This is a genomic window from Maritimimonas sp. 2210JD6-3, from assembly GCF_056591795.1.
In genome coordinates this window covers 1-25,115 of sequence record NZ_JBWQOJ010000001.1, presented here as the reverse complement: position 1 = coordinate 25,115, position 25,115 = coordinate 1, and the positions used below count along the sequence as shown (strand labels likewise).

The window sequence follows — 25,115 nt, the reverse complement described above, 5'->3', positions numbered from 1 at the left end:
AAATGTTATTTACTTAAGTTTTGAATCCTAACAGTTTATAAGGTTATTTCCTCTTATCCTTACTCTCTCTATCAAACCCTATTAAATTAAATAGCTCACGCATTCGAGAGCGAACTCTGTTGCCATATCGCTCTTCCAACTCTTGAGCGTTGAGGTTGGTTGTGCCGTGTGTTCTAACTCGATGGTTTAAAAAAGCTCAAAGCGTGATAGTAGTATTTCACCCATCACATTGCAATCTTTTCCAAAGAATCTACCAGTAAGTTCTACGCCCAAATCATAAAGCAACAGGTAAGGGTAAATCTTACTTTCAATTATAGAAAAGCATCATTCCATCTGGAATTGCTTCTCGAAATTGGAAATGCGGTACATTCTTTAAAGCAGTACTAGTTTTTCAACTTCAATCGTTGATTGTATATTCTACAAACAAAGGATCAACTTTCAGGCTTCTAGGTTTCCAATTGTTCTTTTTTCGTCTGACCTTTCCTTCATCCATTCTAGCCATTCGTCCTTTGGTTCTCTTGTTAAGCTCTTTATATAGGTTTTTGGCTGGCATTCTCCAAGGATTCTTTTTGGTTAAGTTCGGATCTTTTTTATTCACAGGGATAAAAGCGACCAAATCTTCATGAGTCATGCGATCTAAAGCTTTTTTTGATGTGGAATTATGGCTACCGTGGTGACCAACTTTATAGAATACTGTGTTCCTTAAAAGGACATCAATATCAAGATGGTTTTTACTGTCCTTCCAATCTATTGAATCCCAAGATCGCCAATTCCCAGCCTGAGCATCTCCAACAAAAAGTAATATCCTACCTGATTTTACCAGTTCAAAAGCTAAAACCAAGCTTGTATTATTGGTATAAGAATTGAGATGTAGGGCAAATCTTTTAGCAATGCTCAACCAGTCATGATCAATTTTCTGCCATTTTACCTTATTATATTCTCTATATTGAGCAATTGTTGAAGCATTAGCTTTGGTTTTATCGGCAGGAATCTCTCTAAATTTATTATTAAAAGGGAAGTGAGGGTCTGGCGATTGATCTTGCAAGGCATTATTCAATTCATCAATCGAGAACATAATATTTGCTAGATGCTTATCATATGACTCACCTTTTCTTGGATTAGTAGACCTAATAGCTTTGTAATCCCTTGGTGGTCCCAAAACATGTATGCGAACTATATCATTGGACATGTTGGGAACATCTACAATTTGACCCGGACGAAGATATTGTATGGGATTTATCCCAGCCTCTTTTAAAAATTGTGTGGCTTTCCCTGTAAAAGAATTGTCCGGACTAAAGCTCCTTTCGTCAACCACTTCATCCAAAGCCATACGGACAGGATCCAATTCTTTGATTTTCTTCTTCTTCAATATCCCTCGAATAGCAGCTAACCGCCTGACTACCTTATCATGTTGTTCTCCAATATCAAGAGCAAGAGAATCATTTTCATCGTCCAACCAAGAAAGAAATACTTGATTGATCCCAATGTTTTCAAAATCAGCCCTACCATATTGAAACCCTGACATATGGTCATTATGTTGGTGCGTGGCCACCACCAGATCAAGGCCTTTATCTCCAACTATATTACGAATATCGGATGTAATTTCCTTGAATTTTTTTGAAGATGCATTTGAGTTTCTAAAAGAACCACAATCAATCAAGACATGGCTTTTTACGTCCTTGTGTTCAAAGGACAATAAGAAACAGTCACCGAGCTCATGCATTCGGTACATACGTACCTTTGTTGTTAGATGATCATTCATGTGTGTGTAAATTTTGTATACTTAATGGTTTGAAAGCCATATCCTCGTCCATGTACGAAGTTTGGTCAACATAATAATTATCCATACCTGTTTGATATTCCAATTGCTCTTTCAACCTCCTTGGACTTGTTAGTCTTTTTACGATTGCATAGTTAAGGGCAGATGTCTCAGACAAATCGAAGACAAGGGTACAACCTCCTCTGAATTTAAGCCCGTCCAGATCATGCCCTCTCTCATTTACCCTTAGTGTCTGTAGTATGGTTACCACCACTTGATCTATTCGTGCTCCCTCACGACTAGTACGATAGACAGGCCGAACGTTTAACACTTGTAGCTTAAAATCATTACTAAAAGGGACTATTTCTCCTTCGTAAGTATGTTGGTAGCTCATATCGGGCATTAACCCCAACTTTTCTAAAAAACTAGTCCATTCTGGATTGTTCTTCATGCTATCTATCTTCTCCCTGTCTCCTTTTAAATGGTCATTGTAGGTACTGTAATAAGAATTGAGTTCATTTATTATATGGCTATCACTATCCTGAAGATTGATCAATCCTTTTGTTATGATAGCATGTAAAATGGCATTGATTTCCTTCGTTTTGTTGTATATATTCTCTCGCAGTTTAAGGCCTAAAAGCTCTCTAATCTTGGGTCTAATATTTTTTATAATAATGTCCAGAGCATTTTTATCAAATTCCTCATCGAACATTTCTTTGGTCGGATTCCATTTTAGGCTATCGATAGACATTGTATTAACCCGGTCAACACTAAAACCCCATTCACGAAATGCCTCAATCAGAGCTACTCTATAACCACCATCATCTTCTGGAGCCATTTCATAATCTGCCGTTATTAATGCCCGAATGTAATCACCAAAGGTAATATCGCAAGGTGGAACAAAGTCAAGTGCCTGAATACAAATCTTTAGTAAGTTCTGGCTAATTTCAAGTACCTCTGTCGCTAGTCTTTGAATGAGATCAGGATGCAGTAGCGAACCAGGGTTGGCTATACGGAAAAGATCATTGGTGCGATGGTTATATAGTCTTATAAATGCATCAAAAATACAAGCTACAAATATTGCCCCACGATCATGAACTTGGTTTGTAGTTCTTAATGCCATCCTATCTGGTGTTCTCCTTTCCCAACCATCACCTGATTTAGTGCCTATCGCACTTCTAAGTGCAGTATGCCCAAAACCAATTGCCTGACCCACCTGTGTAGCCAATTCTCCAAATATGGATTCATTATCCAATCTACCTTTTGCAAATGTCAATTGGTGCACAACAAGGTCTCTATTGTTTAGCCGCTCTAATAATGCTATTGTATCGGCAAATGCCTCATGGAATGCTCCAACATCTACATTGGTGTTCTCAATAAAGTGTGGATGGATACTATCTAAAATGGCATGGGTCATTTCATGAGCTATAATATCTGGTGACAAACAGGTAAATACTGTACTTCCCGGTACATTTACACCCTGTAAAAGGTCTTTGGCCTTGAAATATCCGAACAGAATAGATTTTTTTTCCGGGGTGTAATATGCGTTTGGCTCCAACAAAGCATGTGGGTACAATTTTAAACGAGGTATGTATTCTTCATTGTATCTCCCTTTATCATCTTCTGATAGTCTTGGTCGCCATATAATCTTTCTTCCCAAGGCATCTTCAAAAACTTCAATTATTCTCATAGCAATGGTATAAACAAATTGCTGATGAAATTGAGGGTTTCCTTCACTTGGTGTAAGTCCATTCTGTGATAAGATATTGACGTCATTAATATCAACTGGCTTATACCAACAGTTGTTAGGTGGGTCAAAATCAATGACCTCTAAATAATCTCCCTTGGGTCCTGGTAAAATTTCCTCTTCCCAACGTATACGATAAACTTTTTCGTTAATCGTATAGGTCGAAAGAAGCGTTGAAAAACTAGGATCGAGGGTGTATCCTTTAAGGTGTCTATAAGCTGGCATATTTACTAAAATTTATTTATAATTACTTGGCTAGGGTTTTCTACTATTCAATAAAAAGTATGGATCTTTCCCGAATTTCACCCACTCTTTTAACAATCGTTTCAAAAGTTTTTTGGCAACACTATTTTCTTCACTAATTTCTTGAGGGTATTTGCGCACCAAATGGGCAATTAAATTATAGCAAGCGGTAAACTCTCCGCTGGCTATTACTTTATCTAAAGTATTATCTCTCTTATCCGACTTACTAAACCATAGGGTAGTGCGAAAGCTTGCGCTTTCTTTAGCAACTTTTTTAATGTTACTTGGAATATCACCCGTATACTTTTTGATTTTGTCCCATTCCTTAACATTTTCTGGTTTATTGATATCCTTTCCATTATTATCTTCACACCTTAATTCGTATATGGCAGCTGTTGTTGTAATCTTCCAATAGTCCTTGTAAATGTTAGTTGTGTTTTGCCTACGGTCGTTCTTTAAAAATACCTCACCGGCCATTTTCAATAGCGATTTTGCCCTATCGATCAAATAGGTTCCGAACCTATCCGGGGGTATGGTTAAATTTTGTTCAATTCCTGTAGCTTTTTTTAATTGAACGGAAGCAACGTAAAGGATTATTTGAATTGCCAACATTATTGTCGATAGAATTATTCCTATAGTATATAATGGCCATTTTTCATATTTGAATGAGATTATTGTAAGTATCACGGTAACCACAAATATTGGCATACTTGAAATCCATTTCAATATTTTCGTCAACCTGTTCTTTTTTGCAAATTGAAAAGGTTTCATGTAGGGTGACGCCACATCGGAAACAAAGATCAAATCATGTGGGTTGTTCTTGGGGTTGTTTTTTATAAACGCCGAAGACCCTTGGTTATCGAGAATGCCCCCATCCATCAAACCAATCCCATCATCCTTATATTCACCGGGAACAAAGTCATTTGGAAATCTAATAGGCTCAAAGCCTCCTGGAAATGCTGAGGATGAGGCCAATATATCCCCTAACTTTACTTGATCCATAAGCACTTTGTATTTATGTGCTTCAGTATTACCAAATCTGAAATTTGTACCCTCAACGTTTTGAAATCTAAACGGTGTCCCGGTACTAAAGTCTGTGGCATTGAACACTACCCGTTCCAAATGGGTTTTCTTCTTTAATATGGTATCTTGAACATTACCAAGAGTGGTATTTTTTAAAGCCTTATTATACTCAACGGCAAAGGCATTAATGGGATTTCTTTTTTTATGTTTATTTTCAGGGGATTTCCAAACTTTTGTGCCTTTTATATGGGAAACTGCCCTCCCCGAAAGTTTATCATCTTTCAACCATTTATAATACTCTTTAAAGAATTCATCAAATTCTTTACTTTCATGTTGGCTTTGTGCATATTTTACACCAGTTATGGTCCCTCCTGATACTGTAGATATTGCCTTAACGTTTTTGAGAAGCTCAATTTCTTCAAAAAATGACAAAACTCCTAAGGAAAAACAAGCTGCTCGATAACCTCCTCCTGAAAAACACAGTGCTATTGACTTGAAGATGTCCCCCATATTAATTTAACTTTATAAACTAAAAGTTTGTCGAGAAGAATAGTCCAATACTTAACAGTTAGACATTCAATATCTATCTACTTTAAAGTTTAAAAAAAATAATTCTTAATCTCTGCTATTAATTAAGACAGTTAAGGGAATGTTTAAATATACAAAAAACTATAATACAAATCAATCTATCTCCTTTTATCCTTACTTCCTTTATCAAACCCAATCAAATTAAAAAGCTCACGCATTCGAGAGCGCACCCGGTTACCATAACGTTCTTCTAGTTCTTGAGCATTAAGGTTGGTTGTTCCGTGAGTTTTTACACGATGATTTAAAAACAACTCATAACGAGATAGCAACAATTCACCCATTACATTGCAATCTTTTCCAAAAAAGCGTCCCGTAGGTTCAACACCTAAATCATCAAAACAATAAAAACGGCTATCTCCATATTGTTCAATAGTGGAATAGCCAATATAATTAAATGCAAAGGTGATGTTACGAGTTGGTATCATTTCATAGGCTTTGTAATGTGGTGTGATATGGCGAATGAGTTTCATTAAACTGGTTTTACCACAGCCTACTGGTCCAGAAAGTAAAATGCCTTTCTTCAGGTTAATGCCTATTTTTTTGCAGGTATGATAATCTCTGATTTGATAGTTGCAGAGTTTGTAAAGTATGCTTCTATCTTCTTTATAAATCTTGAATTTATTGCCAAACAACAATTTTCCTTTGGCATCTAGATATACCAATATCTTGTCAAAATCATAGAGGATTTGATTGCCTTTTAGCTTACCAAGTTCATAATGCTTGTCAGCTTCAAAAATGATATGTGGTGTCGGGGTTTTCATAAGGGCTCGTTATAATTTTTATCCGTTGTTGTCTTTAAGTTGTCCTGATATGGCACAGTTGTTTTAGGTTTCTCACTTTTATCAAAGTTCTTTTTTTTATAATTTTTTTGTTTTGAGTTGTTTGTATTGTTTCTTCCTGTTTTGATAAGTTTATCTTTAGATACCACTACTTGTTCGTAAGTTGTCTCGATATTGGTATGGGAGGTGTCCAAGGGTTGTTCAGAAGTTGTCCCGAAATTGAACATCCTAATTTTACTACCTCGAAATGGGTTGTGTGAGGGCTCGTATAAGATGTATTTCCAATGACTTAATTCTTTAATACATCTATGATAAGTGGTTTTTGAACCTAGTTTTGATAAATCCATAGTTTCGGCGCGATTGATATAAAAAGAAGATTTAAAGTGATAGTCATTCCATATTTGAAACAATGCCATATATAAGCTAATATGACTTGGATTCAATCGATTATCTTTTGAAAATAAAGTCAAGACTCTATTAAGGTGCTTGATGTAGTTTATACCCTCCAAAATCAGAATTTATTATGCACGCGATTATTCTCCAATACTTGCATTATTTCTTGATAATCGTAATACAAGACACCACCAACTTTGGTGTAGGGTATTGTGCCGTTGATTCGTAGATTTTGTAAAGTGCCTGGTGAGATACCAAGAAGTTCACGCACTTCGGGTGACTTCATCCATTTTTTGGTTACACTTCCTGAATTCTGATTAAATAGTTGTTTGATTTCTTCTATAAGTTCCATTTTGAACTCATACAAATCTTCTGTAGTGATAATTGTTGCTGCCATAGTAAAACGATTTAAAAAGTAAAGCTGCCAAGGTTATTCATTTTTAAATGACAGCTTTACCGTGATTTGACTTTCGTTTTACAAATTTGAGTAGTAATATCGGTTTTTATTCTATACCTATACCCAAGTAGGGTATTTTTATTTGCTCATTTTTAATGGGTTATATTAGTTCTATTTAGTTGCTTGCTAAAATGGTGCAGCAACCATTTCGATATAAAAAAATGAATTGGGATAGGATTTTGATTTTACCCAACTTGGGTATAGGTATGGTATTTTAGGCATCAGATTCCCGATAGCGTTTTAATAATGCTTCTTTTAACACATCGATGAACTTTGTATTATTGACCTTTCTAGCTCTAATGTCAACAAAAGTATGATAGTAATTCCCTAAATTGACATTGAACAAACGTTCCGCAGCTATTGCCAATTCTTTAATGCCTACTGTACCACTATTGATTACCCCACTACTGTGCAAGGCATAGATTAATTCTATTAAATCTGTCTTATGCCCTGTCCAAAAAAGTTTTGATTTTTTTCTAAAAGGAGGATTAATTGCATCCTTTTCGTTATATTTTTCTAGTTTATCTATTTCAGTCTTTAAGTGTATTATGAGCAAATCATAAGCTAAAATAGTCGCAACCGTACTATCATGGCTAGTAGAAAATTGTTCATCGGTAAAAAAATGAAAAGTATCGGAGTACAACCGTATATCAGCTTTTCCTCTTAAAAAGTATTGCTCGTCTAATGATGTGGCATTTCTACGGTAATACTGATAAAATTCCAGATTATCGTTAAAATAGTTTTGAAGCCTATCTATATGTTTGTTTAAATATTTGATTTGTGATTTACTGCTGCTCCTAGGTCTTTTGCTTTCTATGTTAAACAGTTTTACATAATAAATAAGCCTGCTAAAAAGTCTTGGTTTTGTCTTTTTGAAAAATGATATTTCATCTTGCTTTGTTTTAAACTCGCAATCGGCAACCAGATTTCGGATACCTTTTAAGGCTTTCTTGGTAAGTTTAATTCCTTTTTCTGCTTTTATCAAAACATCTTCTGTTTCGGTTTCCAATATATCCAGTTCGCTATCTAATTTTCTTACTATTTCCTTATAAGCTTTCATTTTGTCTTGAATTTATTATGAAATAGAAAGCTCTTTAAATTCTTAATAGTACTGGTATGTGCTATCCATACTATTTTTATGGGACAGCCATACGGTGATTGTATTGCTAATGGGTATATTTTACAGGTATTAAATGTTATGTTTTGAAGCGTTACATCATTATAGAAAAGAAAGTTGAAATAACAAGAAGCATCCGAAGCGTTTTAGATGGTTTTGAAGATATTACCTTTTCCGGCAATACTGATAATGAAGGTGAAGCACTTACCCTGATATTTAAGAAAAATCCTGATATTGTTTTTTTGGATATGGATACTACCATTGATAATTTTTCAGATTTCCTTTTAGATGTCAACCAACATAATAAAAACCTACCCGCTTTTATCGGATTATCTTCTTCGGAAAAAAATGCGTATAAAGCTTTTAGGTATAATTTCTTCGACTACCTTTTAAAACCGCTTACTGAACTCAGTTTGTATAGAAGTGTTCTCAGATATAAAAAAAGATATCCATCATCTAATTGTGATATTATATGTCTTAAATCGAATAAGGATTATCAATATTTAAATACTACCGATATCCTTTTTTTGAAAGCTGATAATAACACCACTGATTTTCATATGAAAGATGGATCTGTAATAGGTGCTTATAAAACATTAAAAACATTTGAAAACACATTGCCAAAATTCTTTTTAAGAATTCATAAAAGCTATATTATAAATAGCAAGCATGTTTCCAGAATCCAATACGGGAAGTCAGTTTGCATTATTAAAGCTCCTGCCCATAAAATTCCTTTTACAAAAACGTTTATCCAGAACATTAATACTATAAATGCAACTTTATCTAATAGAGCATTTATTACCTTAAATTAATTTCCCTATATAGAAACAGGATTTTCCTAACAGGTGTGTAGATTTTACTAATTACCTCTTTTTTAGGTTATCATCTTCATCTCTTGATAGTATTTTTGTAATCGGAGCTTCACTAGCGTTATAAAAATTACTAACGCTTTTATTGTGCACAATTTTAAACGGCTGCTATTTATGTAGCTAAATACACTATTGTTTAATCTTAAAATTTTGCATTTATGAAAATCTTAAAAAGTATATTTATTTTAGTTTTACTCTCTAATTTTATTGTTTCCTGTACTGTTGATGATCTTACAGAAGACTCAGAAATTAACCAAACTGAAATACAAGCCACTGGAGATGACGGAGAAGATGTTGATCAAACGGAAAAGGGATAGCATTCTGTAAATTATAAAATCAAACAGCCTTTGACATAATAAGTTAAAGGCTTTTTTTAGATTTGTATTTATAAACAAACCTTTCTTGAGATTGAAAATCGTACATAAAACAATACTATTTTTCCTATGCTATATTCTACAGGGCTGTAATTCTAAACCTGTCCAAACAATCCAAACTGAATCAAGAAATGATAGTGTTGCACTTTGGATAAAATCTTCAAAAGAAGCAACCCTTCCTTTAAAAAATCGAAAACTCTATTTAAAGAAAGCTTATGTAGCTATAAAGTCTAATGAAACTGACACCTTCGCTACCCGAACTTTAAGTGAAATTGCCTATCAATATTTAAAGTTAAAAGATACGCTCCGTTTTAAAGAACTAAATAAGGAAACTTATCAATTGGCCTTAAAACTTAAAGATACTTTTGCCTTAGCAGATGTGTATTGGAACAATGCAAACTATTATAAGAAAATAGTAGCATATGATACGGCTTACTACCACTATAATAAAGCCTATAATTTATTTGAGAGTATAAACCAACAAAACTATGCGGCAAAAATGTTATATGGTATGTCTTTTATCAAAGGACGTTATAGGGATTATTCTGGAAGTGAAATTTTAATTATAAAGGCCATTTCAAAATATAAGTCCTTAAAAAAGAATGAAGCACTATATGCGTCGTATAATCATTTGGCTTTATTACAAAATGATATTAAAGAATATGACAAAGCACTGTTTTATCATAATAAGGCTCTGGAGTATTTAGATAAGTTAAAGAACAAAAAAGATTTTTATGACGCAAGTTTAAATAATATTGGTCTTGTATATCTTGAAAAAGGAGACTATTTGAAGGCATTAAACTGTTTCAATAAAATTTTAGAAAGTGATAGTTTAAAAATCAAAAATATAGAGAAGTATGCCAGAGTAATAGATAATAAAGCTTATTGTAAACTTCTTAATAAGGATACAACTAATGTAAAAAATGATTTATACGAATCTCTAAAAATTAGGGATAGCATCAATAATAAAGCAGGTATAGTTATAAGCAAAATTCACCTATCAAAATATTATTCATTTATTGGTGATACGGTTAGTGCCATAAATTTTGCTAAAGAAGCAAATTCATTATCAAGGAGAATAAAAAATAGTCGAGATTATTTAGCTTCTCTTAAAGTATTATCTAGGCTAGATATTAAAAATTCAAAAGGTTATCTGGAGAAATATATTACGTATAATGATAGTCTACAAGATTTTGACCGTAAAACTCAAAATAAATTTACTCGAATAGCCTACGAAACAGATGAATATATTGAAGAAACCCAACGCTTATCAAAGCAAAAAATGCAGATATTGATTATAAGTTTGATAATCGTGCTTTTTGTATCGCTTATTTACTATATCGTAATACAGAGATTGAGAAACAAAAGATTATTATTGGAAACCGAACAACAAAAAGCCAATGAACAGGTCTATATTTTAACGCTTAGACAACAGGCAAAATTAGAAGAGGAAAAAACAAAAGAACGTAATAGAATATCGCAGGAATTGCACGATGGTATTCTTGGAAAGCTTTTGGGGATTCGTGTTGATTTAGGGTTTTTAGACATTAAAGGAAACGATGACACCTTAAATAAATATGAATCTTTCTTAGATGAATTGCAGGTTATAGAAAAAGAAATAAGAGAGGTCTCCCATAAGTTAAATGCTAATTTTGATAGTTCTGAAATTGATTTTAGCTCTGTATTAAACCAGCTTTTTGAAAACAAAAGTAATTTGGGCAATTTTAGATACCAATTAAATATTGACGATACTATTTCCTGGAGCGGAATCGATGAAACTGTTAAAATAAATTTATACAGGATTTTACAGGAAGCATTACAAAATATTATTAAATATGCCAGAGCAACAAAGGTTGTTTTAAACTGTTCAGTAGAAAAAAGTAATTTGATAGTAAGTGTAAATGATAACGGTATAGGCTTTGATGTTAATAAACGAAAAAAAGGAATTGGTATTAAAAATATGAAATCTCGAATACAAAAATTAAAAGGTATCTGTTCCATTTCATCAAAAATTGGCAAAGGAACCACTTTACATTTTACTATTCCAATACATTAAAAAATATGGATAATAAAGAATATACAGTATTGCTTATTGATGACCATCCTTTAATAACGAATGCCTATAAGAGTGCGTTTAATTATGTTGGAAAAAATAACGACACTGTATCATTCGATATAGATGAAGCTCATGATTGTGATACCGCTGTTATCAAAATAAACTCCTATTCAGATAAAAATAAAATGTTGGATATTGTTTTTTTAGATATAAGTTTACCGCCTTCAAAAGATAAAACGATTATATCCGGAGAAGATTTGGGCTTAAAAATAAATAAATTGATGCCAAATACAAAAATTATTGTATCGACAACTTTCAATGATAATTATAGAATTCATAGTATTATTAAGAATCTTGATCCTGACGGATTTTTGGTGAAAAATGACATTAAGCCTAAAAGTTTGGTAGAGGCAATTAATAATGTAATTCAAGACCCTCCATATTATAGTAAGACTGTCATAAAGTTGCTTCGCAAAGAAGTTACCAACGACTTTTTGTTAGATGCTATAGATAGAAAAATGTTATTTGAACTTTCAATAGGGACCATGATGAAAGACCTTCCTAAAATATTAAAACTCTCACTTCCTGCCATTGAAAAACGAAAAAGTCGAATGAAACAAATTTTTGATGCTGTAAGTCCATATGATAAAAAATTACTACAAAAAGCTAAAGAAAAAGGGTTCATATAAACACTAATCTAGCATATAATTAAAGTCATAAAAAAGTATGGGTTGCCCATACTTTTTTTATGCGCATCCCATACTTCATTTAGATTTGAAGTTTATAGTTTTAGAAGTTATCATTTTTTAATTATTTAAGCTTTGAATTTATCTAAACTTTATTACTTAATATTATTCCTGCCCTTTTTTGCTTATTCCCAAATTGAAATAAAAGGAGTTGTAAAAGATTCTTTATACACCCCGATTGAGTTTGTTAATGTTTATTTAACTAACCAAGATAACAAGATAGTTAATGGTACTACTACAGATAATGATGGAGCCTTTAATTTATTGGTAGAAGAAGGCGAATATATGCTAAATATAAGTTTTTTGGGTTTTGAAGATTGGACACAAGAAGTAATACTAAGTGGTGATAAAGATTTTGGAAATATAATCTTGATTAATAGCAAAAATGAACTAAAAGAAGTCTTGATAACAGCTAATAAGCCTCAGATTGAAAGAAAAGTGGATAGGTTGATTTTTAATGTTAGTAAAAGTATTTCAATCGATGGAGGTAATGCCATTGATGCATTAAAATATACCCCATTGCTTAAAATTAATGATGGGAAATTATCTTTAATAGGGAAAAGTGGACTAGGAGTTATGGTCAATGATAGAATTATTAAACTATCTGGTGATGATCTAACCGATTTCCTACAATCATTACCTTCTGAAAACATAGATAAAATAGAACTGATTACAAATCCTCCAGCTGAATATGATGCAGATGGGAATAGTGGATTGGTAAACATAATATTAAAGAAAAATAAAAATGATTCTTTTTCGGGTTTTATTAGATCAACGTATCAGAAATCTAGGTACTCTAAAGGCTATTTAGGAGGTGGGTTTAATTTTCAAAAGAATAAAACATCAGTATCATTAAATATTAATAGTGGTCTTGGTTCAGTTGGTTCAAGTGAAGAAGAGAGTATATTTTATAATCAAGGAATAACAAATATAAATGAAGATAGTAAGAATAAATCGAAATTTCTTTCTAGCAGATTGGAATTTAATTATGATATTTCTCCGAAAATGGATATTGGTTTTGGTTATCTATCTAGTTATAGTAATCCTACTTCTTTAGAAGAAAATAACTCATCCTCATTAAACGAGTTGACATCAACAGAAGGTCACTATGAAATTGATAAAGAATACCATTCTTTAAATGTTTTTTTGAAGTCTAAACTTGATACTTTAGGTAAAATAATGAAAGTTGATTTTGATTATTTGAATTATGATAATGAGTCCGAAAAATTAAATGAAACATCAACAAATCAAGCTAGTACTAATATAATAGAAAGGTTTAATTCAACTCAAGAAATTAACTTTTTCACAGCTTCTGCTGACTTTACTCTTCCTTATAAATTTCTAAATATGTCAGTTGGAACGAAACTTTCATTTATTGAGACTAGTAGTGGAATCAAAACATTTGGTAAAATTAATGACGATTTTATGCTTGATCCAAGCAGAACTAATGATTTTAAATATAATGAAGATATACAAGCACTATACATAAACTTTCAAAAGAATTTAGGTAAATGGAGTTTGAAATTTGGAACAAGGTTAGAGCTTACACAAACTAAGGGGACTTCTATAAGTTTAACACAAGGGAACACAATTAGCGAAAATAATTTTTCACAATTATTTCCCTCTGCTTATGTAACATATTCTCCTAATGAGAAAAATAACTATTCTGTGAGTTATGGAAAAAGAGTCAATAGACCTAATTATTCTCAATTAAACCCTTTTCGTTGGTATTCTAACCCATTTATTTATTCGGAAGGAAACCCATTTTTAAAACCTTATTTTATAGATAATTTGGAATTTAGTCATTCATTTAAAAATAATTTAAATACTACATTATATTATTCTGAAACAAATAATGGTTCTGATCAAATAACAATAGTTGAAAATTCAAATAATTTAAGATATACAATTTGGGAAAATTTTGTTAACAGTTATTCATTAGGTTTAACGGAATCGTACACCTTAAAAGGAATTGTAAATTGGTTGAGTTCATATCTACAATTCAATATTAACTATTCTGAAATTAACTCTTTGATAGCCAGCACTGTAGATAATCAAGCAGGCTTCAATTATTATTTTCAAATTAATAATTCTTTCCATGTAACCTCAAATAAACAACTTTCTGGAGAATTAAATTTTTGGTACTCATCATCAGGAGTAGATGGAGTATATTTTTTATCTGACGCATATAATCTTGATTTAGGCTTAAGATATAATTCTTTAAGTAAGAAATGGCTGTTTACAGTGAACTTCCAAGACATTCTAAATTCAAATAATTTGGGACTTAAAAGTGAAACAAACGGCATAAGTTTCAATAGGCAATTAGAGTATGATAGGCAAAGAATAAGATTTTCTATACGCTATAAATTTGGAAATAATAAGATTAAGAGAAAAAGAGTGAGTTTTGGGAATGAAAGTGAAAGAGATAGACTTGATTAAAACTTAGAAAATGACAGTTCTTATTTAGAAAATAAAAAATACATATGCATATGTTAGTCCAAGAGTGGTTACGACTTTAAAAGAACCTGTTTATTAATTTTTTAAATTTTTAATTATGAGTAAAATCAAATTAACAAAAGGGTTGCAATTGAACAAAGAATCTTTATCTAAACTACAGGAGAGTCAAATGCACGCTGTAAAAGGAGGTAAAGTTTTTAGTTCAAGCGGACCAGCTTGTACCTGTAGAGACAACTCTTGTAAGCCAAAAGAGGTTGCTATTGGTGCAGAGTAGTTGCCTTAACTATGGCACACAAAGTTTTTGAAATTTTGTGTGCCATTTTTATTAATCTAAAAATAATTATTATGAGTAAAATCAAATTAAAAAAAGGATTAAAACTTGACAAAGAAACATTATCAAAACTTCAAGAAAGCCAAATGGCTGCTGTAAAAGGAGGTAAAGTATTTAGTTCAAGTGGTCCTAAATGTACTTGTAGAGATAATTCTTGTAATGGTACAGAAGAATTAGCTTTTGCATAAAACTATTCAGACTTAATATCAACTATGGTATTAAGTCTGATTTATTAATCTAAAAATAATTATTATGAGTAAAATCAAATTAAAAAAAAGATTAAAGCTTGATAAAGAAACATTATCAAAACTTCAAGAAAGTCAAATGGCTACAGTAAAGGGAGGTAAAGTGTTTAGTTCAAGTGGTCCTAAATGTACTTGTAGAGTGAATACATGCGTACCAGATGAGGGGGCAATTGGTACACAATAACTGTCCTAAATATGATACACAAAATTTCAAAAGCTTTGTGTATCACTTTTATCAACCTAAAAAAGATGAACTTCCTGCTAGTTAACTATCCTCTTTGTTGTTTATACGAAGATAATCCTGTATATCAGAAGCAATATTGATATGATAAATAAAATCGATAAAAGAATACATGACATAGAAAAAGTTTTAAGAAAATCGAGAAATAAATTTAATTCTATTAGCTTAAAAGACGGTATTCTTGGTCTTTCATTATTTTATTATTACTACTACCTATACACTAAGAAAGAAGAAAATTTAGGTAAAACTTATTATTATTTAAAAAAGGCAATAGCATATTTAGGTAAAGGAAAGGTTGAGGATTTTTCAATGTTCGATCTAATAGAATTGGGAGAATATGTTTGTTTTCTATATAAAAAAGAATGTATTGAAAAGCATGATGCTTTAAAATTAATTAAAGAAATTGAATCTCCTATATTAAAATTATTAAAAGATAAAATAGAAGATAAAGATTTAGGAGCTTTAAGAGGAGCTTTGAATATTGGAAATTATTTAATAAACCTGAGAGAAACTTTTACAATAAACAATAAATCAGATTTGATTTCTTTACTAAACATTATTGATGAATTATCAATATCAAAAAACACAAAATCTATTTTCTGGAAATTTCCAATGCGAAATAAAGAAAATCCAATAGTTGAGTTAGGTTTTGTTCATGGGATGTCTGGAATAATTTATTTTTTGTCTAGAATGGTAGAAAATCAATTAGAAAAAGAAAAATGCATTAAAATGATTAAAAAATCAACTTCGTTTTTACTAAGTTTTAAACAAGAAGTACCAAATACTCTTTTCCCTCTCACTGATATAAGAGAAGAAAAAAATCAAAATAGTTACCAGTGTTTAGGATATGGGGATGTTGGTATAGGTTATACTTTCTTACATTTAGGAAAATATGTTGATATAGATTACTTTAAAATTGGGGAGGAAATCTTAGATAATGCATCTAACTTCAGAGATGATGATGGGATTTTCATAAAAGATGCTGAATTAATATATGGAGCTTCAGGACTTTTTGGTTTTTTCGATAAATTCAAAAAACTATCAGCTAATTACGGAAAGGCAGCTGACTATTGGATGAATCGTGTTATTAATTTTAATAACCATAAATCGAGTTGGGTAGGTTACAAAACGTATGTAAATGGCTTTGATGAAACAATTCAATTATCTTTTCAACACGGATTAATAGGTATTGGATTAGCTTTGATTAATACTCAATTAATCTCTCAATCACATGAGTACTTAAGTTTTCTAAATTATAAAGATTTATGAAAAAAATAGATAAACGAATTAATAAGGTTCTTTCTTTCATTAATGAGAAAGTTTTACACTCTGAAATATCAGATTTTGAAGATGAAAGTATTTTTTCAGGAAAATTAAGTTTAGCACTTTATTCCTTCTTAGTTTATAAGATTGAAAATGAAGATAGTTTTTTGTTAAAGACACAAGAGGTACTTGAAAGTATCTTTGCTGATATATCGGAAAATAAATCAGAAATAATTAAAAATATAACACTGGCAGATGGACTAGTTGGCTTAGGTATCTTATTAAATGTCTTGTTGAAAGAGGAAGCTTTAGGTAAGGAATACTCAGAACAATTAGATGTAATTAGTGATAGTGCTTATGAAAACTGCTTAACAATGTTGAAAGAAGAAAGATTTGATTTTTTCTATGGAGCTGTAGGATTACTTCATTATCTAAGTGAAGTAAATAGAGTTGATTATTGTAATGAAGTAGTAGATAAACTATATGAATACGCAGTAGATAATGATTTTTTATTCTATAATAATTTTGATGACCCTTATGTTGAAGGGATTAATTTTGGTATAGCACACGGCAGTTTTGCAATCATATCTATATGCCTTAACCTTTATATTAAAGGAATAAGAAAATATAAAGTAAAAGAAATAGCTGTAAAAACTACCAAATCTTTATGTCTATTTAGAAAAGATATTACTGTAGATGTTGATATGATAAGAGGAAAATTATCTGATTTTAGTTCTTTATTCCCTTATAACATAACTAATAATAAAATTACATTTTCTAGACAGAATAAAAACAATAAATACTATTATACAAATAGATTAGGCTGGTGTAACGGAGACTTAAGTCGTTCCTTAGTAATGCATAAAACTTCTATTCTATTTAATGATGATGAGATTTTAAATATAGCGACTTTATTATCACAAAGTACTCTAAATAGAACAGAAGAAGATAAAACTGCTGTTAGGAATTTCCATATGTGTCATGGGAGCAGTGGAATTTTAATTATGTATTACAGCTTATATAAATTAACTACAAATAGCATGTACGAAAAATCTATAGATTTTTGGAAAGAGAAAACTTTAAGCTTCATGGAACAAAGAATGGTTAAAGGTGTTTTTCGAGATAGGGATTTAGAAATTTTAACTGGTTGGTTAGGAGGAGCTGTGTCTTTGTATGCTGTCAGTGGTAATAAAATTGAAATAATAAACAACTTATATTTAATAAATATTTAAGCTATGAATGATATATCATTAGGTCTTTTAGAATTTGGAGATAGAGGCGATAAAAATTCATTAAGTGCTATAAATGAAATAATAGAATATGCTACAGTAGCTGACAGGTTGAATTATACTAGGTTTTGGCTAGGAGAGCATCATGGCCCAGACCCAAGAATTCCATATACAAATCCTGATATTCTACTTACAATTATAGCAGGTATGACCGAAAATGTTAGAGTTGGTTCAGCAGGAACTTTAATTAAAATGTATGAACCATATTCAGTTGTAACAAACTTTAAATTATTAAATAATCTCTTTTTAGGGCGAGTAGATTTAGGTTTGGCTAAAGGTAATCCTGGGATAAAGTATTTAAAAGAAAAAATAGACTTTAGTAAAAAAGGGTTTTATAATCAAAAAATTTCTGAGATAGCTGATTTAATAAATAACGAGCAATACAATTTCGAAGAAAAAGAGGTGATAATCCCCCCTTTTAAAGGAGATTTACCGGAGCTTTGGTATTTATCTAGTTCATACAATAATTTTGATGATATAATTAAATATAAATTTAATGTTTCTAGGTCTTTATTTCATGGTCAAGGGACTAGTGATATTGGGTTGGAAAAAGAAAATTTAATAAAGCATAAGGAAATGTTTTTTAGCCAAAATGGATTTTACCCTAAAGTTAATATAGCAGTTGGTATATCAATTGGAAAAACAATTAAAGAAGCTAAGGTAAAATTTGAGTTAGCTTGTAAAAAAGAGGGAGTTTCGTTATCGCAAGCATGGAAAATTATACCAGTTACTTTGAACTCACTTTTTGATTTATTAAACAAATATAGAGATTCTTATGGTGTTGATGAGTTTATTCTTTTTGATATTAACTCTAATAATGAAGAAAAAATTAATAGTATTTTTCAAATAGCTGAAAAATTTAAATTAACACAACTTAACGAAGTATATGAAAGATAACAAACTACTCTGTTTTGATAAAGTTATTTTAAGAGAACCTACTTTACTTTTCAGCAATTTTTTTAAAATTCCTAAGCAAGAAAGAGAAATTACACCTTTTGTGAAAAAACTTTTTAATAATTCACTTTTTAAAGAAGGGATTTTTCTAGCATCTCCTGAATTATATTATGAATGGGAAAAGTTTTATAACGGTTATAATTATAAAGAGAAAAAAGAAAAAAAAATAATACGAAGTATTTTAAAGTACTATATCAGAACTACTTCTAATCCAGTCCCTTTTGGATTATTTTCAACATATTCAATTTTGGAACAAAATTCCAACAATGATCGTGTGGATGTTTCCCATGATAGGTTTTCTAGTTTAGATATGTCTTTCTTGATGAGGCTTATTCATAGTATGAATAAAAAACAAGAAATAAAATCAAGACTTAAATATTTTCCAAATAATACCTATTACACATTAGGAAATGAAATAAGGTATATAGAAGTAGTAGAAAACACCAATGACATAAATTTTAAACTCTCAACTATTAATAAAGATGAGGTTTTGAATTTTGTCTTAAAAAAAATAGAAAGAGGGTTATCGTTAAAAGAACTTCATAATATTTTGTCTGATAACCTTGAGGGAATAGAAAAACACGAAATAGATGAGTATTTACATGCGTTAATAAAATCACAAATAATAAGAAGCTCATTAGATACCTGTTTAAATCATAAGTCACCTTTAAAGCAGTTGATAGTTTTTTTTGAAGAAAACTTTATGAAGAACCCTAATGAATATATAAAATCAGTATTCAACTTACTCAATGAGTTAGATAAAGGTCTAATAGATTTAGATAATACAACTAAGTATAATAATATTTCTAAATACAAGGAGATAATTAATATTGCCCTAAAATCGAAGTTACAATTTAATCCTAAATATTTAGTCAATACAAACTTTAAAAAAATACTACCTCAAAAAAAAGACTTTTCTTTTCATAAAGATGTAAAAAAAATTAATAAAGCTATTCAAATATTATCCGTATTTACACCTAAAAACTTTATAAACAAGTATGTTCCAAATAGAAATTTAAATAAGTTTATTGAAGCTTATATGAAACGATATGAGGCTAGGCAAATGCCTTTGTTGTCAGTTTTAGATAATGTAACTGGTATTGGGTATATCCAAGATGAAAATGATTTTAACTCTTTTTCTAATGTTATTGACGACATAGATTTTAATCAAATAGAGAACCCAAATAATGAACTGCAATTTTCTAGTAATAAAAATATCGATGGTTTTTGGTTTAAAACTATTCTTAAAGCACTTAAAAATGATGCTACAGAAATAGATTTAAAATTAGAGGACTTAGATGCTCTTAATGAGGCGAAAAATACTAAGGCATTTTCAGGAACATTTTCAGTTTTATACAGTAAAATTAAAGACACTATTTCTTTACTGTCAGTAGGGAGTACAACTGCTTTGCACTATATTGGTCGTTTTACATCAAGTGATGATGAAATGAGAAAATTTGCTAATGAAATTACAAAAACTGAAAAAAAAATATTTCCAAACAAATTACTGGCAGAAATAATTCACTTACCTGCATACAGAGCTGGAAATATTTCTATTAGAAATATTGATAGAGATTGTGAAATTTCTATTTTATCAAAAGCTAGTAGTAGAACAAAAACAGTTTTATTAAAAGATATATCAATAAGTATAGTTGATGGTAATATTAAACTAAAAGATAAAAATCAAAAGGAAATAATTCCTTTCTTATCTTCTGCTCAGAATTACCACAGAGACACGCTTCCTGTGTATCATTTTTTATGTGACCTTCAATCTCAATATCGAAGTAATATACTCGACCTACATCTAAACCATCTTTTTTATCAATATTTTGACTTTATTCCAAGAATTAAATATGGAGAGGAAATTATTTTCTCTCTAGCAAGGTGGAATATTAAATATTCTGATTTTAATGATTTTAAGACAAAAAATGGGGAAACAGATTTGGGTTGCAATTTTAAAAAGTTTTTGAAGAAGCTAAAAATTCCAAATCTTATTTCATTACTGGAAAACAATAGAGAGCCAATATTATTGGATTTAGAAAATCCTTATATGGTAGATTGGTTACTTGAAGAATTAGAAAAAAAGAAAAGAATTATAGTTGTTGAATTTATCTCAGATCATAAAACAAATTCATTTTGTAATGAATACTTAATGTCTTTTTATAGTCAACCTAAACCGATTGACACTGACTCTAAGATAAAATACGAGGATATAAAAAGAAGTTTTCCTCCATGCGATGAATGGATATATTTTAAAATATTCACAGGAATAAATGTAGCGAATAAGATTTTGATAAGTAAAGTTGATGAAATTATTGAAAAACTCAAAAAAGGTAAAATAATAGATAAATGGTTTTTTATTAGGTATAAAGATCCTGACTTTCATTTGAGAATAAGACTACATTTAATAAATGAGCAAGAAAAAGGAAGGGTTATAGATATGTTTAATAATTGTTTTAAAGAGACTGTTTCAAATGGTATTGTTTGGAAATTGGATATTTGTACATACGAAAGAGAAGTAGAAAGATATCACGGGAAATATATCGAAGAAACCGAGACGGTTTTCAGTGAAGACAGTACAATGATTGTTAGGCTACTTAAGTCTTTGAAAAAAGATGATAGAGAAGACGATTTATGGCTATATTGTCTTAAGAGCATAGATACTTATTTCGAGTTGTTTAATTTTTCTCTTGAAGAAAAATACTCGATGCTAGATACTATGTATAAAAGTATATCTATTGAGTTAAACTCTAATAAAATTATTAGAGTCCAAATTGATAGAAAGTTTAGAAAAGAATATGATCGTATTCATAAAATAATACTAAATAAAGATTCATATTCCAGATTAATTCATAAACGAAACATTGCATTGAAGAATATAATAGATTCCAGATTAATAAATGAGTCTAAATCTATTATAAAAGATTTAATTAGTCATTATATACATATGACAGTTAATAGGTTTATAACAGCTAATTCAGGTATGCATGAGTTAGTTTTTTACGGTCTTCTTGAAAAGTACTACAAGAAAGAAAAAGGATTAAAAAAGTATAAAACATTTAAATCAGATGAAATTTATTCCTCAATATGACCAAATGGATTGTGGACCTGCTTGCCTTAGTATGATATCAAATAATTATGGAAAAAATTACCCATTGAAATATATTAGAGATATTACATATATAACCAGTGATGGTGTAAGTCTTTTAGGTTTGAATGATGCTGCTGAAAAAATTGGTTTTGAGACATTTGCTACTAAACTTACTTTAGAAGATCTGAAAAAAAATTTAAACCAACCTTCAATATTACATTGGAAGCAGGGGCATTTTGTTATTATTACTAAAATAAAAAAATCAAGTTATAAAATAATTGATCCTGGTTATGGAGCTATTTCAATTAAAGAGGAAGACTTTAAAAAAAGTTGGTGCAATAAAGATGGGGAGGGTATAGCTCTATTTCTTAGTCCAACAGAAAAATTTTATGAATTAATACCGCCAAAAGTTAAAAACAAACCTACCTTTTTTGAAATATTTAAATATATAAAACCATATAAAAAAGAAGTTTTTCAACTTTTCTTAGGACTAATGGTTGGTAGTTTAATTACTTTAATTTTTCCATTTCTAACTCAGAAAGTCATAGATGAAGGAATTGAAAATAAAAAATTGAATGTTGTATTGCTATTGCTTTTAGCTCAGGTATTTTTGTTTTTAGGTACTACAATTATTGAAGTGATTAGAAATTGGGTTACTCTTTATTTAGGAACAAGAGTTAATATTTCAATTTTATCTGACTTTTTAAACAAAATTTTAAAGCTCCCAATTAATTTTTTTGACACAAAAGTCGTTGGAGATTTTCAACAAAGAATTCAAGATCATGAAAGAATAGAAACATTTTTAACCTCACAAAGCTTAATTACATTGTTTTCTTTTATAAGTTTTTCCATTTTCTTTTTAGTTCTATTACGTTATGATGTTGAAATCGCAATTAGTTATACTATTTTGACTCTTATATCAATTATTTGGTCGGTAGTTTTCCTAAAAAAAAGAAAAATATTAGACTATTATTTATTTCAAAAAAAAGGAGAAAATCAAGAATCTATTTATGAATTAATAAATGGTATTCAAGAGATAAAACTTAATAATTTTGATAATTATAAAAAGGAAGAGTGGGGTAAAATACAATTGAAGTTATTCGCAGTAAACCAAAGGGTATTAAAACTAGATCAATATCAATTAACAGGTTTTCAGTTTATTAATCAGTTTAAAAACATATTTGTAACGTATATTGCCGCTAAAGAAGTGATTAATGAAAACATAACATTGGGTGGTTTATTAGCAATTTCATATATAATTGGACAAATGAACTCTCCAATAAGTCAAATGATTAACTTTTTTAGATCATTGCAAGATGCTAAGTTAAGTTTTGAGAGATTAATGGAAGTCGAAAGTTTAGAAGATGAAGAAAGAAAAAATCAGGTGAAGTATGCTAGGGCTGTAAACGATATTGCTAAAGGGATTATTGTAAATGATTTAAGCTACCAATATGAAGGCCCAAAATCTCCTTATGTATTAAAAAAATTAAACCTGCAAATACCTAATGGGAAAGTAACAGCAATAGTAGGAGCTAGTGGGAGCGGTAAGACAACATTGATGAAATTGTTATTAAAATTTTATGAGCCAACAGCGGGTGACATTTATATTGATAAACATAATTTATCTGAAATTTCACCTAAAAGCTGGAGGAATAACTGTGGTGTAGTTATGCAAGATGGATATATATTTTCTGATTCCATTAAGCAAAACATAATTACTGGAGATAAATTAGATTTAAAAAAATTAAATTATGCAATAAAAATAGCAAATATTGAGGATTTCATAAATTCTTTGCCAATGAAATTAGATACAAAAATAGGAGCTTCTGGTAATGGTATTTCTGGTGGAGAGCGACAGAGAATATTAATCGCTAGAGCAATTTACAAAGACCCTAACTTTGTTTTTTTGGATGAAGCAACGAGTGCATTGGATGCAGAAAATGAGAATGTAATTCAAAATAATTTACAATTTTTTTTTAAAAATAGAACAGTTGTAATAATTGCCCATAGATTAAGTACAGTCAAGAACGCAGATCAGATATTAGTTTTAGATAAGGGAGAAATAGTTGAAAAAGGAACTCATTTAGAGCTAATAAATAATAGAGGAGGTTATTTCAAATTAATTAAAAATCAACTGGAATTGGGAACTTAATGGATTTACAAAAAGAATTAAATAAAGGTCAATTCTTATTAGTCAAATATGGATTAATTATAATTATGATTGTATTATTGTTAATTGTCATAATGCTATTTAAATTTAAAATTAATAATCAGCCAATTATTTTAATGCTTATTGAGTACTATACAAAATAAATCTGTTTCCTTTTTAGGGATAAAAAGTGATGTGATTTCAATTGATTCTTCATACAAGCTTCCCAATCTGTCACGCTAATTTTGATTTCTTAATTGTTTTGTATACCACTTTTAGTAAAAATTGAATGTGCCTAAAAAACAATCCTATCATCTATGATATTCATTTTACTATAGATGTATATATCACTATCGTAGTGGCCATTTGACGAAAAAAGGGCTATAAAAGGGAACAATTGCTTCTATGTATATGTAAATATTCGCTTGTTTTTAATTTTGATATTCAAAAACCAGCCCAATACAATACATATCCCTAATATAGAAATTAAATACCGAATAGAATCAATTTCTTTAGTATTATAGAAACTCCAAGAGATAGACTCTGCCAATAAAAAAACAAAGAGAAAAACGATAAACTTTGCTATTTACTATCGTTTTCCAGATAAACGTGCATTTTCATCAGTATGTACTACTGTACTGGATAATCAGTTTATGGATATTCTTTTCTAAATCACCATAATAGCCCTCTATATCATCTGTCGTGATTAATTCTACATGGAAGTTCCTATTATGCAGGTCGATAAGTTTTTTAATAAGAGATGGGGCGAGAAAAGGGGATATGATTTTTACGGAACATGTTGCATTGTCAATATAATACATCAACTTTTTTTCCGGCACCTATGCCAATATATATATCGCATTTTGCACGTTATAGAACATTTTATCTATGATGATTTGATACTTTAAGTTACGAATTTTTACTAAAAAACAAGAGTTTTATTT

20 protein-coding genes and 1 pseudogene are annotated in these 25,115 nt (G+C 30.1%); 13 read left to right on the top strand and 8 right to left on the bottom strand.

All coding sequences use genetic code 11. The features are described 5' to 3' along the window. Window positions 1–43: 43 nt before the first annotated feature. The 8 genes and pseudogenes from AC1EUY_RS00105 to AC1EUY_RS00070 all read right to left on the bottom strand — a co-directional run. Window positions 44–276, bottom strand: a pseudogene (locus AC1EUY_RS00105) (ATPase); the annotation flags it as partial. 121 nt (window positions 277–397) lie between these two features. Next, window positions 398–1,762 carry a ComEC/Rec2 family competence protein gene (locus AC1EUY_RS00100; RefSeq protein ID WP_480193485.1) on the bottom strand — a complete coding sequence of 455 codons (1,365 nt, stop codon included), beginning with the start codon at window positions 1,760–1,762 and terminating at the stop codon, window positions 398–400. After that, entirely contained in the window at window positions 1,755–3,731 is a 1,977-nt protein-coding gene (locus AC1EUY_RS00095; protein ID WP_480193484.1) for a hypothetical protein, read from the bottom strand. The genes AC1EUY_RS00100 and AC1EUY_RS00095 overlap by 8 nt, the downstream gene beginning before the upstream one ends. Before the next feature lie 30 nt (window positions 3,732–3,761). After that, window positions 3,762–5,282 carry a patatin-like phospholipase family protein gene (locus AC1EUY_RS00090; RefSeq protein WP_480193483.1) on the bottom strand — a complete coding sequence of 507 codons (1,521 nt, stop codon included), beginning with the start codon at window positions 5,280–5,282 and terminating at the stop codon, window positions 3,762–3,764. Between the two features lie 176 nt (window positions 5,283–5,458). Further along, window positions 5,459–6,121, bottom strand: coding sequence for an ATPase (locus AC1EUY_RS00085; protein WP_480193482.1), 663 nt, complete (start codon window positions 6,119–6,121; stop codon window positions 5,459–5,461). Further along, complete coding sequence (locus AC1EUY_RS00080; protein WP_480193481.1) at window positions 6,118–6,582, bottom strand: hypothetical protein; 465 nt, start codon at window positions 6,580–6,582, stop codon at window positions 6,118–6,120. Before AC1EUY_RS00080 ends, AC1EUY_RS00085 begins: the two co-directional genes overlap by 4 nt. Window positions 6,583–6,650: 68 nt before the next feature. After that, entirely contained in the window at window positions 6,651–6,929 is a 279-nt protein-coding gene (locus AC1EUY_RS00075) for a helix-turn-helix domain-containing protein (RefSeq protein WP_480193480.1), read from the bottom strand. A gap of 274 nt (window positions 6,930–7,203) precedes the next feature. Beyond that, window positions 7,204–8,049, bottom strand: a complete 846-nt coding sequence (locus AC1EUY_RS00070; protein WP_480193479.1) for an RteC domain-containing protein — start codon at window positions 8,047–8,049, stop codon at window positions 7,204–7,206. 143 nt (window positions 8,050–8,192) lie between these two features. Here AC1EUY_RS00070 and AC1EUY_RS00065 point away from each other — a divergent pair, with 143 nt between their 5' ends. The 13 genes from AC1EUY_RS00065 (at window position 8,193) to AC1EUY_RS00005 (ending at window position 24,174) form a co-directional block, all read left to right on the top strand. Continuing rightward, window positions 8,193–8,918, top strand: coding sequence for a LytR/AlgR family response regulator transcription factor (locus AC1EUY_RS00065; protein WP_480193478.1), 726 nt, complete (start codon window positions 8,193–8,195; stop codon window positions 8,916–8,918). Between the two features lie 215 nt (window positions 8,919–9,133). Beyond that, a complete protein-coding gene (locus AC1EUY_RS00060; RefSeq protein WP_480193477.1) occupies window positions 9,134–9,292 on the top strand; it encodes a hypothetical protein in 159 nt (52 codons plus the stop codon). An 85-nt stretch (window positions 9,293–9,377) separates the two neighbouring features. After that, window positions 9,378–11,405: a tetratricopeptide repeat-containing sensor histidine kinase gene (locus AC1EUY_RS00055; RefSeq protein WP_480193476.1), complete on the top strand. Its 2,028-nt coding sequence runs from the start codon at window positions 9,378–9,380 to the stop codon at window positions 11,403–11,405. A 5-nt stretch (window positions 11,406–11,410) separates the two neighbouring features. Continuing rightward, window positions 11,411–12,094 (top strand): response regulator, encoded by a 684-nt coding sequence (locus AC1EUY_RS00050; RefSeq protein ID WP_480193475.1) that lies wholly within the window; start codon window positions 11,411–11,413, stop codon window positions 12,092–12,094. A 132-nt stretch (window positions 12,095–12,226) separates the two neighbouring features. Continuing rightward, window positions 12,227–14,590, top strand: a complete 2,364-nt coding sequence (locus AC1EUY_RS00045) for a TonB-dependent receptor domain-containing protein (protein WP_480193474.1) — start codon at window positions 12,227–12,229, stop codon at window positions 14,588–14,590. A gap of 115 nt (window positions 14,591–14,705) precedes the next feature. Further along, the gene (locus tag AC1EUY_RS00040; RefSeq protein WP_480193473.1) at window positions 14,706–14,882 is read left to right on the top strand and encodes a class I lanthipeptide; all 177 of its coding nucleotides are present in this window, start codon (window positions 14,706–14,708) and stop codon (window positions 14,880–14,882) included. Between the two features lie 71 nt (window positions 14,883–14,953). Beyond that, the gene (locus AC1EUY_RS00035) at window positions 14,954–15,127 is read left to right on the top strand and encodes a class I lanthipeptide (protein WP_480193472.1); all 174 of its coding nucleotides are present in this window, start codon (window positions 14,954–14,956) and stop codon (window positions 15,125–15,127) included. Window positions 15,128–15,191: 64 nt separating this feature from the next. Then, a complete protein-coding gene (locus tag AC1EUY_RS00030; protein WP_480193471.1) occupies window positions 15,192–15,368 on the top strand; it encodes a class I lanthipeptide in 177 nt (58 codons plus the stop codon). 141 nt (window positions 15,369–15,509) lie between these two features. Continuing rightward, window positions 15,510–16,694 (top strand): lanthionine synthetase LanC family protein, encoded by a 1,185-nt coding sequence (locus AC1EUY_RS00025; protein WP_480193470.1) that lies wholly within the window; start codon window positions 15,510–15,512, stop codon window positions 16,692–16,694. After that, the gene (locus AC1EUY_RS00020) at window positions 16,691–17,920 is read left to right on the top strand and encodes a lanthionine synthetase LanC family protein (RefSeq protein WP_480193469.1); all 1,230 of its coding nucleotides are present in this window, start codon (window positions 16,691–16,693) and stop codon (window positions 17,918–17,920) included. The genes AC1EUY_RS00025 and AC1EUY_RS00020 overlap by 4 nt, the downstream gene beginning before the upstream one ends. 3 nt (window positions 17,921–17,923) lie before the next feature. Continuing rightward, window positions 17,924–18,874: an LLM class flavin-dependent oxidoreductase gene (locus AC1EUY_RS00015; RefSeq protein WP_480193468.1), complete on the top strand. Its 951-nt coding sequence runs from the start codon at window positions 17,924–17,926 to the stop codon at window positions 18,872–18,874. Beyond that, complete coding sequence (locus AC1EUY_RS00010) at window positions 18,864–22,022, top strand: lantibiotic dehydratase (protein WP_480193467.1); 3,159 nt, start codon at window positions 18,864–18,866, stop codon at window positions 22,020–22,022. The genes AC1EUY_RS00015 and AC1EUY_RS00010 overlap by 11 nt, the downstream gene beginning before the upstream one ends. Further along, window positions 22,000–24,174, top strand: coding sequence for a peptidase domain-containing ABC transporter (locus tag AC1EUY_RS00005; protein ID WP_480193466.1), 2,175 nt, complete (start codon window positions 22,000–22,002; stop codon window positions 24,172–24,174). The genes AC1EUY_RS00010 and AC1EUY_RS00005 overlap by 23 nt, the downstream gene beginning before the upstream one ends. Window positions 24,175–25,115: the final 941 nt, after the last annotated feature.

What these genes read in the sequence shown, in the direction of transcription:
- AC1EUY_RS00010 (WP_480193467.1), top strand. Translation starts at nt 18,864, where the DNA reads ATGAAAGATAACAAACTACTCTGTTTTGATAAAGTTATTTTAAGAGAA.
- AC1EUY_RS00050 (WP_480193475.1), top strand. Translation starts at nt 11,411, where the DNA reads ATGGATAATAAAGAATATACAGTATTGCTTATTGATGACCATCCTTTA.
- AC1EUY_RS00075 (WP_480193480.1), bottom strand. Translation starts at nt 6,929, where the DNA reads ATGGCAGCAACAATTATCACTACAGAAGATTTGTATGAGTTCAAAATG.
- AC1EUY_RS00020 (WP_480193469.1), top strand. Translation starts at nt 16,691, where the DNA reads ATGAAAAAAATAGATAAACGAATTAATAAGGTTCTTTCTTTCATTAAT.
- AC1EUY_RS00090 (WP_480193483.1), bottom strand. Translation starts at nt 5,282, where the DNA reads ATGGGGGACATCTTCAAGTCAATAGCACTGTGTTTTTCAGGAGGAGGT.
- AC1EUY_RS00070 (WP_480193479.1), bottom strand. Translation starts at nt 8,049, where the DNA reads ATGAAAGCTTATAAGGAAATAGTAAGAAAATTAGATAGCGAACTGGAT.
- AC1EUY_RS00035 (WP_480193472.1), top strand. Translation starts at nt 14,954, where the DNA reads ATGAGTAAAATCAAATTAAAAAAAGGATTAAAACTTGACAAAGAAACA.
- AC1EUY_RS00100 (WP_480193485.1), bottom strand. Translation starts at nt 1,762, where the DNA reads ATGAATGATCATCTAACAACAAAGGTACGTATGTACCGAATGCATGAG.
- AC1EUY_RS00030 (WP_480193471.1), top strand. Translation starts at nt 15,192, where the DNA reads ATGAGTAAAATCAAATTAAAAAAAAGATTAAAGCTTGATAAAGAAACA.
- AC1EUY_RS00060 (WP_480193477.1), top strand. Translation starts at nt 9,134, where the DNA reads ATGAAAATCTTAAAAAGTATATTTATTTTAGTTTTACTCTCTAATTTT.
- AC1EUY_RS00025 (WP_480193470.1), top strand. Translation starts at nt 15,510, where the DNA reads ATGATAAATAAAATCGATAAAAGAATACATGACATAGAAAAAGTTTTA.
- AC1EUY_RS00095 (WP_480193484.1), bottom strand. Translation starts at nt 3,731, where the DNA reads ATGCCAGCTTATAGACACCTTAAAGGATACACCCTCGATCCTAGTTTT.
- AC1EUY_RS00040 (WP_480193473.1), top strand. Translation starts at nt 14,706, where the DNA reads ATGAGTAAAATCAAATTAACAAAAGGGTTGCAATTGAACAAAGAATCT.
- AC1EUY_RS00015 (WP_480193468.1), top strand. Translation starts at nt 17,924, where the DNA reads ATGAATGATATATCATTAGGTCTTTTAGAATTTGGAGATAGAGGCGAT.
- AC1EUY_RS00005 (WP_480193466.1), top strand. Translation starts at nt 22,000, where the DNA reads ATGAAATTTATTCCTCAATATGACCAAATGGATTGTGGACCTGCTTGC.
- AC1EUY_RS00085 (WP_480193482.1), bottom strand. Translation starts at nt 6,121, where the DNA reads ATGAAAACCCCGACACCACATATCATTTTTGAAGCTGACAAGCATTAT.